This window comes from Hoeflea algicola (genome assembly GCF_026619415.1).
Classification (GTDB): domain Bacteria; phylum Pseudomonadota; class Alphaproteobacteria; order Rhizobiales; family Rhizobiaceae; genus Hoeflea; species Hoeflea algicola.
Genome location: NZ_JAOVZR010000001.1, coordinates 2,154,692 through 2,171,790 on the forward strand (window position 1 = coordinate 2,154,692; position 17,099 = coordinate 2,171,790).

At 59.4% G+C, this 17,099-nt stretch carries 13 protein-coding genes; 1 reads left to right on the forward strand and 12 read right to left on the reverse strand.

Annotation, left to right across the window (positions count from 1 at the left end):
• Positions 1-32: 32 nt before the first annotated feature.
• From OEG84_RS10595 to OEG84_RS10630, 8 genes are all read right to left on the reverse strand, one after another.
• Complete coding sequence (locus tag OEG84_RS10595; RefSeq protein WP_267653727.1) at positions 33-1,064, reverse strand: BMP family lipoprotein; 1,032 nt, start codon at positions 1,062-1,064, stop codon at positions 33-35.
• A 219-nt stretch (positions 1,065-1,283) separates the two neighbouring features.
• Entirely contained in the window at positions 1,284-1,655 is a 372-nt protein-coding gene (locus OEG84_RS10600) for a hypothetical protein (protein ID WP_267653728.1), read from the reverse strand.
• 72 nt (positions 1,656-1,727) lie between these two features.
• Positions 1,728-2,873: a site-2 protease family protein gene (locus tag OEG84_RS10605; RefSeq protein WP_267653729.1), complete on the reverse strand. Its 1,146-nt coding sequence runs from the start codon at positions 2,871-2,873 to the stop codon at positions 1,728-1,730.
• A gap of 131 nt (positions 2,874-3,004) precedes the next feature.
• Positions 3,005-3,916 carry an NAD(P)-dependent oxidoreductase gene (locus tag OEG84_RS10610; protein WP_267656159.1) on the reverse strand — a complete coding sequence of 304 codons (912 nt, stop codon included), beginning with the start codon at positions 3,914-3,916 and terminating at the stop codon, positions 3,005-3,007.
• Positions 3,917-3,957: 41 nt separating this feature from the next.
• Positions 3,958-5,394, reverse strand: a complete 1,437-nt coding sequence (locus OEG84_RS10615) for an aldehyde dehydrogenase family protein (protein ID WP_267653730.1) — start codon at positions 5,392-5,394, stop codon at positions 3,958-3,960.
• A 10-nt stretch (positions 5,395-5,404) separates the two neighbouring features.
• Entirely contained in the window at positions 5,405-6,979 is a 1,575-nt protein-coding gene (locus tag OEG84_RS10620) for a trimethylamine methyltransferase family protein (protein WP_267653731.1), read from the reverse strand.
• Between the two features lie 34 nt (positions 6,980-7,013).
• Positions 7,014-9,461 (reverse strand): GcvT family protein, encoded by a 2,448-nt coding sequence (locus OEG84_RS10625; RefSeq protein ID WP_267653732.1) that lies wholly within the window; start codon positions 9,459-9,461, stop codon positions 7,014-7,016.
• Positions 9,458-11,905 carry a GcvT family protein gene (locus OEG84_RS10630; RefSeq protein ID WP_267653733.1) on the reverse strand — a complete coding sequence of 816 codons (2,448 nt, stop codon included), beginning with the start codon at positions 11,903-11,905 and terminating at the stop codon, positions 9,458-9,460. Before OEG84_RS10630 ends, OEG84_RS10625 begins: the two co-directional genes overlap by 4 nt.
• A 131-nt stretch (positions 11,906-12,036) precedes the next feature.
• On the opposite strand from OEG84_RS10630, the gene OEG84_RS10635 reads away from it, so the two are divergent.
• Positions 12,037-12,888, forward strand: a complete 852-nt coding sequence (locus tag OEG84_RS10635) for a LysR family transcriptional regulator (RefSeq protein WP_267653734.1) — start codon at positions 12,037-12,039, stop codon at positions 12,886-12,888.
• Between the two features lie 170 nt (positions 12,889-13,058).
• Here the strand turns inward: OEG84_RS10635 and OEG84_RS10640 are convergent, their stop codons facing one another.
• The 4 genes from OEG84_RS10640 to OEG84_RS10655 form a co-directional block, all read right to left on the reverse strand.
• On the reverse strand, positions 13,059-14,612 hold the full coding sequence (locus OEG84_RS10640) for an alanine/glycine:cation symporter family protein (RefSeq protein ID WP_425602838.1): 1,554 nt from the start codon (positions 14,610-14,612) through the stop codon (positions 13,059-13,061).
• Between the two features lie 10 nt (positions 14,613-14,622).
• Positions 14,623-15,060: a universal stress protein gene (locus OEG84_RS10645; RefSeq protein WP_267653735.1), complete on the reverse strand. Its 438-nt coding sequence runs from the start codon at positions 15,058-15,060 to the stop codon at positions 14,623-14,625.
• Between the two features lie 523 nt (positions 15,061-15,583).
• Complete coding sequence (locus OEG84_RS10650; RefSeq protein WP_267653736.1) at positions 15,584-16,393, reverse strand: aldolase; 810 nt, start codon at positions 16,391-16,393, stop codon at positions 15,584-15,586.
• A gap of 28 nt (positions 16,394-16,421) precedes the next feature.
• A complete protein-coding gene (locus OEG84_RS10655) occupies positions 16,422-17,093 on the reverse strand; it encodes a TetR/AcrR family transcriptional regulator (protein ID WP_267653737.1) in 672 nt (223 codons plus the stop codon).
• Positions 17,094-17,099 lie beyond the last annotated feature (6 nt).

The window sequence follows — 17,099 nt, forward strand, 5'->3', positions numbered from 1 at the left end:
ACCCACCCCTGGCTCGATGTGCTGCCGATGCGTTACTTGTTGTCGACAGAAATCGATCCGTCGATGATGCCGGCGCGAATGGTTTCGAGTTCCTGCTTCAACTCGGCCGGAACCGCATCTTCCAGATCATGGAACGGCGCCAGGTCGACACCACCATTGGCCAGCGATCCCTCAAGCACGCCACCTTCGAATTTGTCATCCATCACGCTCTTGATGACATCAAGCACGGTGGCGTCCATCCGCTTGGTGATGGATGTCAGATACACCTGCTTGTGCTCTGGGTCGCTGAGATAGAGATCGGCATCGACACCGATGATCTTGAGCTTGTCGGCACCGAGCTCAGCGGCCAGCGTTGCCGATCCGAGGCCAACCGGCCCGGCCACGGGAACGATGATATCGGCACCTTCGTCATAAAGGTTCTGGGCAAATGCGCGGCCATCATCGAGCGACTCGAAATTGTTGGTGAACAGGCCCTCGCGGGCTTTCGGGTCCCAGCCGAGCACGGTGACAGAGGTGCCCTTCTGTTCATTGTAATAGCTGGCACCGGCGGAAAAACCGTCCATGAAAATCGTCACCGGGGGAATGTTGATCCCGCCAAACACGCCGAGCACACCGGTCTTGCTCATTCCGGCGGCGAGGTAGCCAGCGAGGAAGGCAGCTTCGTCGGTGGCATAAACCTGGCCCAGAATATTGGGCACCATCGGGTCATAGGCAAAATCGACGATCGAGAATTTCTGATCCGGGTTGGCCAGCGCCGCATTCTTGGTGGCGTCGCCAAGCAGGAAGCCAACGGTGATGATCACGTCGCATTGGCCGCCGATCAGCGAATTGATATTCGCCTCGTAATCTGTCTCTGCCTGGGATTCGAGAAACCGACCTTCAATGCCGAGCTCTGCCTTGGCGTCCTCGACACCCTTCCATGCTGTCTGGTTGAAGCTGTTATCGTCAATACCGCCGGTATCGGTGACCTGGCAGGCGGTAAATGCCGCCGCCATCGGCGCAGACGCGAGAAGAAATGCTGCCGCGATTGCGAGACAGCCCGAGCTTTTCCGAACATGCTTCATGATAACCTCCACCTAGGGTTCGCGCTTCGATCACCAATCCGCAGGGAGGCAGCATGCCGTTCCCGTCGGTATGATCAAACAACGCCTGACTGAAACCTTAACGTCTGTTCATGCAGTCCCATTGATATACATCAACCGGGGGGAAAATAATATGCGGACGGTCTTCATCCTCGCCTCCCGCCGCGTGGCCCCAACCTGCGAACTGGTTGGGTACCGCGATTATTGCGGTGCGCGCCGGATGTTGAGTTTGAGAAACGCAACCAGCAGCGCCAAGGCCAGTGTCGGCCCGCTGCCGACACCAATCATCGCGTCGTTGTCGCGCGAATCCGATTGTCGCAGCGTACAGTGCCAGTCGCCATCCGCCTCATGCGCCTTGCCCTTGAGCGTGATCGACCAACCGGGCAGGTGGGTGTTGACCATGTGCAGTGCCGCATCGGTTGGATGGCGTGCCGCCAGAGCGCCGGATTCGCCAAAGTTCTCATTCGGAAATGCAGCTTGAAGCGCACCGATCACTTCCGCATAGAGCTCTGCGTCGAGATCTCGCGCCCGCGAAACCCGGTTTAGAATATCGGCCAGACCATTGATCACCATAGTGTCCTCATTCCTCAGATTTGCTTGCTCGTTACTTCACCGTTTCGGACGGAACCGTCGCCCTGACGGGGGCTAATGCCCCGTCTTCATTGGGGTGCCTATTTCCTGCTGCAACGCCAGATAGTGCACGAGATCGGAGAGCGAAATCACGCCGATCAGTTTGCCGGCATCGGCCACCATCAGCTTGCGCCGCGTGCCGGCGCCCAGCCGCTTGAACACTTCGTCAAGCGGTGTATCTGGCGTCACCATGTTGTCGGGGCCAGCCGGAGTTGCCACCTCAAAAACCCGTCTGGTGGACCATTCAACCCGATCGATCGATCCTGCACCGGCCGTATCGACATAGCCGAACAGACGCCCCTGCGAGAGAACCGGCACGAAGCTTACGCCATGGCGCAGCATCACATCGTCGACCAACTGCGCAATCGATGCATCGGCATCCACCGTCCAGAGCAGATCGCTCATCAGCATCCGTGCCGACTTGCCCCGCAACGCATTCTTGACAAGCAGGTTCTGGTAGCTGCCACTGGAGGCATTGATGACGAAAAAGCCGATCAGGATCTGCCACACGCCACCAATACCCTGGCCGCCGAACACGGCGAAAGCGCCCGTAACCATCAAAAAAAGACCGAAAAACGTGCCAATACGGCTGGAAATTCGTGTCGCTCGCACCACATCACCGGTCACCTGCCAGATCGCCGCGCGGAAAACCCGACCACCATCAAGCGGGAACGCCGGAACCATGTTGAACACGGCGAGCACCAGATTGATCAATGCCAGATATCCAAGCACCGCTCCAATCGCGCCGATATTGTCGCCGTCGATGAACGGGCCTGACGCCAGATAGAACAGACCGGCCAGCGCCAAACTCATCAACGGCCCGGCAATGGCAATCTGGAATTCGGATTTCGGCGTGTGCGGCTCTTCACCGAGTTCGGCCACACCACCAAAGATGAACAGGGTGATACCGCCGATCTCCAGACCATAGGCCCGTGCCACCACCGAATGCGCCAGTTCATGCAGGACCAGCGAGACAAACATCCCGAGCATCGCAACTATGCCTAGGGTCGTGTAAAACGTGGCCGTCTGGGCGGGCAACATCTCCGGGAAATAGGAGGTCGACAGGCTCCACACGATCAGTGCGGCGATCAAAAGCCAGCTAGGGTCTACCCGGAGCTTGAAGCCGAAAATTTCAAAAAGCTGGACCGCATTCTTGAACATGATGTCTCTCGCTGCCTGCTGCTGTTGGCTTACAATGCACCAGACTGGCGAGCGGCGTATTGATCGACGTCATGTTGCGCGAAAGATCACACCGCTGGCTCGCGATGACTTTTTGCCCCTAGCCCTGCCCCCTATTCAAGCCGTGCAGGAAACCCATCAGCGCGCAGATCCGTCTCGAGCACATCCTCCAGCAGCTTGACGATCTGGGTCGATTGCGCCTCCCCGCCATAGGCTGCCTTGCCGCGCACGAAGGTCTGGTTGGTCAGCCCGGCCAGGTCCATTGGTACGCCGAATTCGCGGCCGAAATTCATTGCAAAGCCAAGATCCTTGAGCGCCAGATCCATGTTGAACGCCACATCATAGCTGCCATTGAGAATGAGCTGTCCTTCAGTCTCATGCACGAAACTCGAGCCGGAACTGGCGGCAATGGCTTCCCACGCAGTCTTCAGGTCGAGCCCGCCACGCTTGGCCAGCATCAAGGCTTCGCCATCAGCAACCAGATGGATGAAGGCCAGCATGTTGGTGATCACCTTGATGATCGACGCAGAGCCGAGAGGTCCCATGTGAAAGATCTTGTCACCCATCGCCTCAAACGCAGGCTTGTGCTTGTTGAACAGCTGCTGTTCGCCGCCGGCAAGCACGGTGATCTTGCCTTGCGCCGCCAGATGCACCCCGCCGGTCACCGGTGCCTCCATCGTCTCCACGCCCTTGGCTGAGGCGATCGTGGCAAGCCTCAAGATGTCGTCGCGGCCCAGCGTCGACATCTCGATCCATGTGGTGCCGGGCCTGGCAGTGGTCAGCATTTCGGTGAGCACTTTTTCCGACACTGCCGGCGATGGCAGGCAGGTGATGATCGCGTCGCAGTCGCGCGCCAGTTCCGCCGGACTGTCAGCCCAGATGCAGCCCTTGCCCATATCCAGATGACGCTTGGCCAAAGACGGATCGATATCGGTGACCGAAACGTCAAAGCCTTCGCGCAACAGGCTTGCCGCCATATGCCCGCCGAGATTGCCCAGGCCGATGAAACCATAGCGCATGGTGATGCTCCAAATATGCAAGTTCAGATGATAGTGAATGCGCGGTTTTAGCCGTGGCCGATCAGCGCCTTGGTTTCGAGATAATCGCACATGCCCCAGTCGGCATATTCGCGGCCATTGCCCGATTGCTTGTAGCCACCGAATGGGGCGAACATGTCTGCATCGGGGTAGTTGATATGCACTTGCCCGGCGCGCATCTGCCGCGCGATCACCCGCCCATGTTCGAGATCGCCGGACTGCACATAGGCGGCAAGCCCGTAGACCGTGTCATTGGCGATTTCGACCGCCTGCTCTTCCGTATCGTAAGGCATGATGGCGAGCACCGGACCGAAGATTTCCTCGCGCGCGATCCGCATGTCAGGCGTCACGCCGCCAAACACGGTCGGCTTCACGTAGTAGCCATGGCTCAGCCCTTCGGGCCGGTCGCGCCCGCCGGTCACCAGCGTCGCACCATCCTGAATGCCTGACGCGATCAAGCCTTGAATCTTGTCATACTGAACCTGGCTGATCACCGGCCCCAGATTGGTTTTCGGATCACGCGGATCGCCGGTGACAAGTTGCTCAGCGGCCTGTTTTGCAATCGCCATTGCTTCCTCATGGCGGTCCCGTGGTACCAGCATCCGTGTCGGCGCATCGCAGGACTGGCCGCTGTTGCCGAAGCACCACTCGACGCCACTGCTCACCGCGGCTTTGAGATCAGCATCTGCCAGAATGATGTTGGGTGATTTGCCACCCAGTTCCTGCGCCACGCGCTTGACCGTATCGGCTGCTGACTTGGCCACAAGGATGCCCGCCCGCGTCGATCCGGTGAAGGAGACGATGTCGATATCGGGATGGCTGCTCAGCACCTGGCCCACGCCGGGGCCGTCGCCATTGAGCAGATTGAATACGCCCGCAGGCACGCCTGCCTCATGCAGGATCTCGGCAAACACAATGCCGCTCAGGGGCGCGATTTCACTCGGCTTGAGCACCATGGTGCAGCCCGCAGCCAACGCCGGCGCCACCTTGGAGGCAATCTGGTTCATCGGCCAGTTCCACGGCGTGATCAGGCCGGCAACCCCGATAGCTTCGTGCATGATCAGTGTCGTGCCGCGTTTTTCTTCAAATGCAAAACCCTTCAGCGCCGTCATCGTTGCTTCGATATGGCTCAGCCCGGAGGCCGCCTGCTCGGATCGAGACATCTTCGAGGGTGCGCCCATTTCCATGGTGATCGCTTCGGCGATCTCGTCCAGCCGCGCTTCATAGCCATCGCGGATACGACCGAGCAACGCCAGCCGATCCGCCACCGACCAGGCGCTGAATGCCGGAAATGCCGCCCGCGCTGCTGCGATGGCTTTTTCGGCATCTTGCCGGGTGCCAATCGCCACGCGAGCTACGCTTACCTCGGTGGCCGGGTTGACAACGTGCATCATCGTCGCCCCGGAGGAAGGCTCGACCCAGCCCCCATTAATATAAAACCGTGCAATATTGTCCGGGATGCTCATCGATCATGCCTTATACGTAAATGTTGAACGCCGCACGGATTGCAGCGTCGGTCGCGGCATCAAACAAGGGAGCCGAAGACTGCGCCAGAATTTTGTTTTTCCGTTCAATCGCCTTTTGTACCAGATCCGGCTTGCCGATTTCAGCCCATTCCTTCGGGCTGGTCCGGTCGGCGACCACAGGGTAGACATATTCGGTCTGCATCACGCCCAGCGTCTGCGGATGACCGAGATAGTGGCCGGGACCCTCCAGGCAAACCTCTCGCATCGCGTCCAGGCTGACGCTGTCCTCGGTCACATCGATCCCGCGCACGCAGCGCAACACCTGGCCCAGCAGGTCGTCACCAAGCACCAGCGATTCCATGCAGAACCCGAGCAGCGAGGCGTGCATGCCGACCGCTTCATAGACCATGTTGAGACCACTCAGCCCCGCCATGGTGTTGGAGATCGCCTGCTCCCAGCCGGCCTGCATGTCGGGCAGTTTCGCATCGGCGATACCGGCGGCGGCGCCACCCGGCAAGCCGTAAAATCGGTGCATCTGGGCACATCCGGCCGACAGCAGCGCCTGTTCGCCGGAGCCGCCCGACATCGCCCCTGTGCGCAAATCGGAAACGAAAGGCCATGTGCCGAACACCGCCGGATGGCCCGGCGCCATGGCGTTGACATAGACCACGCCTGCCAGGCATTCAGCCACCGCCTGCACGATCGCGGTGGCCAGCAGCGCCGGAGCAGTGGCGCCCGCCTGCCCGGCTGAAAGCAGCAGCACCGGCATGCCCGCGCGAACGCATTTTTCCATGGTGACGCAGCTCTCTTCTGCAAACCGCATCGGCGGCACCACAAAGCAATTGGAATTGGAGACGAACGGCCGGGCCCGCCAGTTGGCCTCACCGCCGGCAATCATGTGAATGAGATCGAGGCAGCCTTCGAAATGAGACGGATCAGAAAAACTGGTGCCGACATGCTTGGTGGTGCCTGCGCAACAGGCATAGATGGTGTTGATGTCCATCTCGTAATTGTCGACCACGTCGCGGCAGACCATGGTGCGCTGAAAGAAGTGCACATTGTCGAGCGCGTGGGTGATCCGCGCCGCGTCATACAGATCCTTCGCCGTCGACTCGCGATAATTCCGGTTCTCGACATCGACAATGTGGACCGCAGCACCAGCCGTGCCGTAATGAACCCGGGTTCCGGACAGATCGAGATCGTGGGCCGGATCGCGTCCGAACAGCACCAGATCCTTGTTGGCGAGCGCCAGCATGTCCTCGACCAGCGCACGCGGAAAGCGGATGCGCCCGTCATCACCAAGGATAGCGCCTGCGCCGGTGAGAATTTCAACACCCGACGGCGGAGCCTGCGAAAGCCCTATGGTTTCCAGCGCATCGAGTGCTGCCTCGTGAATGCGAAGCACATTGGCGTGGCTCAGCGGTGAATATTGCCCACCGCTCATTCCAGCCCGTATTGGCCTGAGATTGACAGCCAGCGGTGCCGATCTGGCGGCTACCCGGCTGGCGCGCCCGCCAGAACGGCGGCGCTGCTTTACAGCTTCAGGAGACTCGATTGCAGTGTTGGTTTCAGTTGCGATGTCCATCTTGGTCTCCATGAGGTCCGAAGCAGATTTCAAGTCACATCCGGACGCGCAGCGATCCGGGGTCGTAAAGCGGTTTCAGGGACGCGACCGCAGTATGGCGTTCCCCGGCAATTTCGATTTCATAGGATGAGGCAAGCATCTCTTCAGTGTTTTCGCCCGCGCAGGGCACGTAGCCGAGCCCGATAGCGCCGCCGAGATGATGGCCGTAATTGCCCGAGGTGATGATCGAGACGATCTCTCCGTCACGGACGATCACCTCGTTGTGGAACAGCAGCGGCTCAGGGTCCTTGAGCTGGAACTGCACCAGCCGACGCGAAAGCCCTTGCTCGCGCTTGCGCAACACCGCGTCGCGGCCGATGAACTCGCCTTTCTTGGTCTTCACCGCAAAGCCGAGACCGGCTTCCAGCACGTGATCCTCGTCCGTGATGTCATGGCCGAAATGGCGGAAGCCTTTTTCGATCCGGCAGGAATCGAGCGTATGCAACCCGCAGAGTTTGAGCCCATGATCAGCCCCTGCATCGATCAGCGTTTCGAATACATGCGCCGCCTGATCACTGGATACATAAAGCTCCCAGCCCAGTTCGCCGACATAGGTGACGCGATGGGCGCGGGCGAGGCCCATGCCGATCTCGATTTCGCGGGCGGCGCCAAACGGGTGCGCCTCGTTGGAAAATTCATTCGGACTGACGGCCTGCATGAGCGCGCGCGCATTCGGACCCATAACGCACAACACTGATTCACCTGCCGTCACATCGGTGATGACGACAAACTCGTCACTCAGATGCCGCCTCAGCCAGGTCAGATCACGCTGCAAGGTGGCGCCCGGCACTATCAGCAGGTAGGCGGTCTTCGACAACCGCGTCACGGTCAGGTCGCACTCGATGCCGCCACGCGTGTTGAGCATTTGGGTGTAGACAATGCGACCCGGCTCGACATCCATCTCGTTGCCGCACAGCCGCTGCAAGAACGAAGCCGCATCGCGTCCCTCGACCCGGATCTTGCCGAACGAGGTCATGTCGAACAGGCCGACGGCCTCGCGCACCGCCATATGCTCGCGCTTCTGGTTGTCAAACCAGTTCTGCCGCTTCCAGGAATACTTGTATTCGCGGGCCTCACCTTCATCGGCAAACCAGTTGGCCCGCTCCCAGCCGGCCATTTCGCCAAACACCGCGCCATGCGCTTTCAACTGTTCATGGATCGGCGAGCGGCGGATACCGCGCGCGGTCGCCATCTGCCGGTAGGGGTAGTGATCGGCGTAGAGCAGGCCGAGGGTTTCGGTGACCCGCTCACGCAAATAATGCCGATTCTTCTGGAATGGCTGCGCCCGGCGAATATCGACTTCCCACAGATCGAACGGCGGCTCGCCATCATTGATCCATTGCGCCAGCGCAAAGCCTGCGCCGCCGGATGAGACAATGCCGATCGAATTGTAACCGGCAGCGACCCAGTAGCCTTTCAGCTCTGGCGCTTCGCCAAGATAATAGCGGTCGTCCGGCGTAAAGCTTTCCGGGCCGTTGAAGAAGGTGTGAATGCCGGTTGTCGCCAACAGTGGCAACCGGTTGATCGCCTGTTCGAGGATCGGCTCGAAATGATCGAAATCCTCCGGCAACTGGTCAAAGCAAAAATCCTCCGGGATTCCCTGCATGCCCCAGGCCTTGGCTTTCGGCTCGAACGCGCCGAGCAGCATCTTGCCGGCGTCTTCCTTGTAATAGGCGCATTCATCTGGCACGCGGAGCACCGGCAACCGCGGCAAGTCCTTGATCGCTTCGGTGACGATGTAGAAATGTTCACAAGCATGCAACGGCAGCGTCACACCGGACTGTGCCGCGAGATCGCGGCCCCACATGCCGCCGCAATTGACGACGATGTCAGCCGCAATCGAGCCGGTCTCGCCGTCTCTCTCCCAGTCGACGCCATTGACCTTGCCGTTGGCACTCGTCACCGAAGTGACCTTCACACCCTCAATGATGCGGGCGCCGTTCTGGCGTGCGCCCTTGGCCAGCGCCATGGCGATATTGGCCGGGTCGCATTGCCCGTCGAGCGGCAGATGCACCGCCGCGGTGACGTCGGAGATGTTGAGATGCGGATACATCTTCAACACCTCTTCAGGACCAATTTCCTGAACATCAATATCGAAGGCCCGGGCCAGCGAGGCCTGGCGCAAAATCTCTTCCTTGCGTTCCTCGGTCAGCGCCACGGTGATCGACCCGCATTGCCGCATGCCGGTAGCGACACCGGTCTCTTCCTCGAGCTTGATGTAGAGGTCGGCTGAATATTTGGCGAGCCGGGTCATGTTGAGCGAGGCCCGCAACTGTCCGATCAGCCCGGCGGCATGCCAAGTGGTGCCGCAGGTCAGTTGCTTGCGTTCCAGAAGCACGATGTCGCGCCAGCCGAGCTTGGCCAGGTGATAGGCCACCGAACAGCCCGAGACGCCGCCGCCAACGATGACCACGCGGGCCTTGTCGGGGACAGCCGTGCTCATGCCCGAATCCTCTCGTTTTTCGGATCCCACAGCGGCTGGTCAGGTTGCACGGTGGCGGGGAACCGCTCGCCGAATATTTCAACTTCAAGCTCGGTGCCCGGCTCCGTCAGATCGGCCCGCAGCATCCCCAGCGCGATCGACTTGCCGATCCGGTGGCCCCAGCCGCCCGAAGTGGTTTCTCCCACCACCGCACCGTTGTGCCAAAGCGTCGACATATAGGGCGCATCGCAGTCCCCGGCCTCGACCACCATCGTGACGAAGCGCCGATTGACGCCGCGCTGCTTTTCGGCCTCGAGCGCCTGCTTGCCGATGAAATCGGGCTTTTCCCATTTTATGAAACGCTCAAGCCCGCCCTGCAGCAATGTATAGTCGGTCGACAGATCGCCCTTCCAGGCGCGGTAGCCTTTTTCCAGTCGCAGCGAATTGAGCGCGAACATGCCGAACGGCTTGAGACCGAGCGGCGCGCCGGCTTTCATCACCGCATCGAAGACCGGTGCTGTGTCTTCAACCTTGGTGTGGATCTCCCATCCCAGTTCGCCTGCGAAGGAGACCCGCACCAGCTGGCACCATGTCCCCGCCACTTGCGCCGATTGATGCGTTAGCCATGCCTTACTCAAATCGGCATCGGTGATCCCGGACAGGATCTCGCGTGACTTGGGTCCGGTCAGGATCTGGCAAGAGAATGCTTCGGTAACATTCTCGATCGCAATGTCAGAACCGGCAGGAAGGTGTTTCGTCAGCCATTCGAAATCGTGCCATTGCGCGGTGGCGGCAGTGATCAGGAAGAAGACATCCTCGTCCAGCGCCATCAGCGACATCTCGGTGACGATACGGCCCTTGGCGTCGGAGAAATAACCAAGCCCGATCCGCCCCGGCTTCGGCGCCATGCCGGTAATCAGCGTGTTGAGCCAGTCGCGCGCGCCCGGCCCCTGAACCTTGAACCGCGAAAAGCCCGGCAGATCGAGAATGCCGGCAGCGTTGCGCACCGCCAGGCACTCTTCCCGCACCGCCTCGAACCAGGCGCCTTCGCGCGCCCAGGTCTGGGTCGCTTCCTCGCTTGTGTCGTCACCGGGCCGGGCATACCAGTTGGCCCGCTCCCAGCCATTGTACGCGCCGAATTGCGCGCCAAGCGCCGCAACCCGGTCATGCACCGACGAGAGTTTCTTGTTGCGCCCGGCAGGCCAGGCATGATGCGGAAAGTGCATCGCGTATTCATGGCCATAGACTTCCATGCCCTTGGCGATCGCGTAGTCCTGATCGCAAAACGCGGTGAAGCGGCGCGGATCGCACGACCACATGTCCCACTCGGTTTCACCTTCCATCACCCATTCGGCCAGCACCTTGCCGGCACCGCCGCCCTGGCAAATGCCGAAGGTGAACACGCAAGCCTCAAATGCGTTTGGCACGCCGGGCATCGGCCCGATCAACGGGTTGCCGTCCGGTGTGTAGGGAATGGGGCCGTTAATGTTCTTGGTAAGACCCGCCGTGCCCAATAGCGGCACCCGCTCGACAGCATCATTGATGTACCATTCCAGCCGTTCGAGATCGTCCGGATAGAGCTGGAACGAGAAATCCTCGGGCATCGGATCATCGGGCGTGACCCAATGGGCCTTGCAGTTGCGTTCATAGGGGCCGAGGTTAAACCCGTTCTTTTCCTGCCGGAGATAGTAGGAGCTGTCGACATCACGCATCAACGGTAGTTTGCCACCGTTCTCCCGGCTCCAGGCGGCAACCTCGGGCACCTCGTCAAACAGCATGTATTGATGGCTCATCACCATCATCGGCATGTCGCGGCCAAACATCTTGCCGACTTCACGAGCATAATAGCCCGCGGCGTTGACAACATATTCGCAGCGAATTTCGCCTTTCGGCGTCGAGATTACCCATTCGTCGCCGTCGCGGCGCACACCGGTGGCCGGGCAGAAACGGTGGATTCTTGCACCCATGTCGCGCGCGCCCTTGGCCAGCGCCTGGGTCAGCTGCGCCGGGTCAATGTCGCCGTCATAGGGATCATAGAGCGCGCCGCTGAGATCGTGGGTTTCGGTAAACGGGTAGCGCGTCCTGATTTCGTCGGGCGCCAGCACCTCAAGCTCCATGCCCTGGTAGCGTCCCATGCCCGCCACCCGGTGGAATTCCCGCAGCCGTTCGGCAGAATGACCAAGCCGGATCGAGCCGGTAACATGGTAATTCATCGGGTAATCGACCTCGTCAGCCAACCCCCGGTAAAGCTCGGTCGAATAGCGCTGCATGTTCATGATCGACCAGGAAGACGAAAACGTCGGTACATTGCCGGCCGCGTGCCAGGTCGATCCTGCTGTTAGCTCGTTCTTCTCGAGAAGCACGCAATCTGTCCAGCCGGCCTTGGCCAGGTGATACAGCGCCGAGACGCCAACCACCCCACCACCGATTATGACGACCCTCGCATGCCCGGAAATTTCGACCACTGGTGCCTCCCGAAACCGGTTGATGACAGCGAGTATCCGACCTTGCCTGCCGTTCCGCTATTCCGCTGAAAGGCCTTTATTAATCGGAAAATCCGATTAGGGTGCAAAGCAGCAATTGGAGCGCCCCGGCAATGCAGATCGAGCAGCTGGAGACTTTTCTCGACCTGATGGAAACCAACAGCTTCAACCGCACTGCCGAGCGGCTGAACCTGACGCAATCAACCGTATCCGCCCGGATCCACGCGCTGGAAACCTCACTGGGACGGAAATTGTTCACCCGCAGCCGCGCCGGCACACAGCCAACCCCGGCCGGTTTCCGCCTGCTCGATCATGCCCGCTCGCTGCGCCACCAATGGACCCAGGCACGCCGTTCGGTGCAAAGCACCGGCAATTTTGCCCTGTCGATGCGGATCGGCATCCAGCACGATCTCGTTTCCAACCATATTGCCGACTGGGTGACCGGGTTTCGCCGGGTCCTGCCGGACGCGTCTTTCTATATCGAGCACGATTTTTCCAACCAGATGAGCATCGACCTGCTGGCAGGCGAACTTGATCTATCGATCCTGTTCACACCCAAGAACCTGCCCGATCTGCATCATGAACTGATCGGCGAGGTCGGCTACCGGATGATCAGCTCCCACGCCAATTGCATCAAGGAGATCGTGCCCGAGAGCTACATCTTCACCAACTTCTCTCCGGCTTTTGACAGGATGCACCGTCCGGTGGTCGCCGGGCTTGACGAGGCGCCGCTTTCGAGTGGCCAGAACATTACCGTCTGCGGTCTGCTGAGTTCGCTTGGCGGGACTGCCTATGTGCTTGAGGACTCTGCCATCGAAATGGTCGCGGACGGCGCATTTCACTATGTCAACGACGCCCCGCGCATCCCGCAGGCCGTCTATCTGGCGATGCACCTTCGCAACCGCCATTCGCATGTTCACCGCCGCATGCTCGACAGTGCCCGAAAACAATTGTCAGGCACCTGATACCGGCAGCTTATCTCCCGCCGCAGGCGGCTTATTATGGATCGGCAACTGTTGCCCCGCTCACCACCCCGATGATCGGCATAGAAAAAGGGCGCCAACCGCTTTCGCGCCGGCGCCCGATTTTCCGCGGGTCCAGAGCGAGCCCGCAGCAAGGATGGGGTCAATCAGCCTTAGTGTTTGAACTTGCGGATCTCGCCTGACTGCAAACGCGAGGCGTAGGAGATCAGCTCCTTCTTCACCAACTTCATCAGGAAGTAGAGGCAGAAGATGTTGACCACCGCCATGGCAAAGATCGCGGCATCGGAGAAGTCGATGACCGGACCAAGGCTTGCTGCGGCACCGATGACGATGAAGACGCAGAAGATGATCTTGAAGGTCAGCTCCGAATTCTTGCCCTCACCGAAAAGGTAGGTCCAGCTTTTCAGCCCATAGTAGGACCACGAGATCATGGTTGAGAAGGCAAACAGGATCACGGCGATCGCCAGCACATAGGGGAACCAGCTGATCGCCGACCCGAATGCAGCGGACGTCAAAGCCACACCGCTGACGTCACCAATGGTGGCAATCGACGAACCGGCTTCATTGAGCACATAAAGCCCGGTCGCCGGGTCAACGATCAATTGCTGCGAAATGGTGATGACCAGGGCGGTCATCGTGCAGATCACGACGGTATCGATGAGCGGCTCGAGCAGTGACACGAAACCCTCGGTGATCGGCTCCTTGGTCCTGACCGCGGAGTGGGCAATCGCTGCCGAGCCAACACCGGCTTCGTTGGAGAATGCTGCCCGTTTGAAGCCCTGGATCAGGGCGCCAACAAAGCCGCCAGCAACGCCGAGGCCGGTAAAGGCGCCACCGAAGATCTGGCCAAAGGCCCAGCCGATCTTGTCGTAGTTGACCAGCAGGATGATCAGCGCTGCACCGACATAGAGGAGACCCATGAACGGGACCACCTTTTCGGTGACATTGGCAATCGACTTGATGCCGCCGACGATGACCGCGAAGACCACGGCTGCGAAGATGATACCTGTAATCCATCCGGGATAGTCGCCGACAATTCCGGAAATCTGGGCGTGAGCCTGATTGGCCTGGAACATGTTGCCGCCGCCAAGCGCACCCAGGATACAGAAGATCGAAAACATCACGGCGAGGAACTTGCCGCCGGGAAGGCCCAGTTCCTTGAAACCCTTGGAGATGTAGTACATCGGACCGCCGGAAACCGTGCCGTCCTCATATTCATTTCGGTATTTAACACCGAGCGTACATTCGGTGAATTTTGATGCCATGCCGAGCAATCCAGCCAGGATCATCCAGAAAGTGGCGCCCGGGCCGCCGATGCCGACAGCAACCGCCACACCGGCGATATTGCCGAGCCCCACAGTGCCAGACAGCGCTGTGGCCAAGGCCTGGAAATGGCTGACCTCGCCGGCATCATTGGGATCCGAATAATCGCCCTTCACCAAGCTGATGGCGTGGCCGAAGAACCTGAACTGAACGAAGCCGAAATAGAGCGTGAAAATCGTTGCGGCGATCACCAGCCACATCACGATCCAGGGAAAACTGGTGCCCGGAATCGGTGCAAAGATAAGACTGACAAAAGGACCGGTCACGGCGGCAAAGACCTGGTTGACCTGTTGATCCAGCGTCATCGCTTCCTGCGCCTGCGCAACGCCAGGTACTGCTGCAACCGCAAAAAATGACAGCATTAATTTCTGAAAAAAATTCATGATATTCCCCTCAGCTGACCACAGTCACGGGCACTTTGGCGTGCATGACAAGATTGGAAGTCGCGCTGCCAAACAGGCGCTTGGCAAACCCGCCCTCCGACGAACGGCTGACGATGATCTGGGCGGCCCCTTCTTCTTGTGAAATATCCATCAGGATCGAAGCCACATCCCCGTGTCTGACTCTGCCGGTGGCCTTGATGCCAGCCTCGTGCAGGCTTTTAACCGCCGGGTCAACGACCCGTGACATTGCCGTTGAGATCTCCTCTTCACGGCGTTTGTGGCGCTGTGCATTCTCCTCGGCGGTCTGAAACGAATAGGGCGACCATTCCACCACATAGACTACCACCAGTTCGCAATCCCCGATCAGTTCGGCGAGTTTTTTTGCATGGGCCACAGCACGATCGCCGGTCCCGTGGCCATCCAGGCCAACTACCAGTTTTGTTGTCATTATTGTTCCCTCCCGTCATGATCCCAGAATCGCTCCGGCTTCAAAGAAGAGGCAACCCGTTCCGATCAGTAGAAAGATCGAAACCGGCACGCGGGATCAGATGCTTGATTGGGCACCCCTCAGCATCAAGTGTAATCGAAAAGACACGGATCGGGTGTTCTTCTTGATTATTATCCAGAATTAATTCGCAAACATCAGGAAATAAAAGAAAAAACGTCAGAGAAAGACAATATCAGGGGCGATTATACCACTGCAATTCGATGGTCATGCGTCGTCAAAGCTGACATTTGGATTCGCTCGTGCGCCCCGTTCCACCCGCCCACAAGGCGCAGGCACGCCTCGGGAGGGTGAAGACAAAATCGTTGCATCCGCCATTGCATGCGGCGTGCCTCACGCACCGCAAATTCGGCTACAACGTTTTGCGGCAGATCGGTTCACATGCAAGAAACGGAAGGCACAGGCTGGAGTTGTGCAAGCTGATCCCCTGCCAACGCGCCGACAAACATGCCGGCCGATCAGGCTGTCACTGCAGGTAATCGCATTCTTCCGCCGCAAGAATCCGGTGCATGCTGGCAAGGTGAAGCCGAGCCGATTCCTCGTCGCCGTCACGCATCTGCGCCGCGGTGGCTTTGGCGATCTCCGGATCAACCGGAATGATCTGCCGTCCCGTCGACAGCGCCAGGCACTGCACCTCGCATGCCCGTTCCAGATAATAGAGATCGTCCCAGGCTTCTGCGATCGAACCGCCAAGCACCATCACCCCGTGATGCTTCATGAAGACGATGTCGGCGTCACCGACTGCCGCTGCGATCCTGTCGCCTTCGCCCTCATCAAGTGCCAGCCCGTTGTAATCCTCATCCACCACCGTCCGGCCATAAAACTTGAGCGCAGTCTGTCCGGCAAACACCAGCGGTTCGCCCTCCGTCATCGTCAGCGCAGTCGCGTAGGGCATGTGAGTGTGGAAGGCGACGCGGGCGCGCGGCACATTCTTGTGCAGGCGCGCATGAATGTAAAAGGCCGTCGCTTCAGGTTCACCGTCGCCGGCAACAACATTGCCATGATAGTCGCAAACCAAGAGGCTCGAAGCCGTAATCTCGCTAAACGCATAGCCATAGGGATTGACCAGAAACAGGTCATCGTGGCCTGGAAGCAGCGCCGAGAAATGGTTGCAGATGCCCTCATGCATTCCGAGACGCGCAGCAAACCGGAAGCAGGCGGCCAGATCCCGTCGCGCCTGCATCACCTCTTCGCTGTCGACCGCCGGGCGGTTGTGGCGCAGATTGCTGTCTGCGGACGGCAAGGCGCTGCCTTTGTTGCTGAGCGAATGGGCCATGATGGTTGTCTCCGATAGTTCAGTAGGGCTACGCAGTGGAAGCTGTGTCGGGCGTCGTCTCCACGTCTGGGAAACGGGTGAGATAACTCAGGATGACATCGACGATATGCGCCTTGCGCTTTTCGAGGTTGTCCGGGGAAACCAGCGCACGGTTGAACAGCATCGACAGGGTGTGCTGGTTCGACAGGTAGAAGTAGCCCAGCCCCGACATCGAGATATAAAGTTCGACCGGGTCGACATCGCGCCGGAAAACGCCTTTCTCCTCGCCATCCTTGAGAATGTCCCTGAGAACTTCCGAAAGCCGGTCATACAGCGACCGGATGATCGGCGATTTGGCGATGTGCTTGCCGCGATGCAGGTTCTCGGTGTTGAGCATGACGATGATATCCGGTTCGTCCACAAACGTCTGAAACGTAGTCTCACACAGCTTTGTCATCGCCTGGATCGGGTCGAGCCCGGCGAGTGAAACATCTCCCTGGCGCCGGCGCAACGTCTCATAGGTGCGTTCCAGCACGCGGATATAGAGCTCTTCCTTGCTGCGGAAGTGGTGGTAAAGCAGGTTCTTGCTGATCTTCGCCCGTGCGGCGATCGCATCGACGCGGGCGCCGTCATAGCCCTTTCGTGCGAACTCGTTTTGCGCCGCAGCAAGTATCTTTTCCTGGGTTCGGATTCCGTCCCTCTTCCCGGTTGTGGCTTTCACGATTTC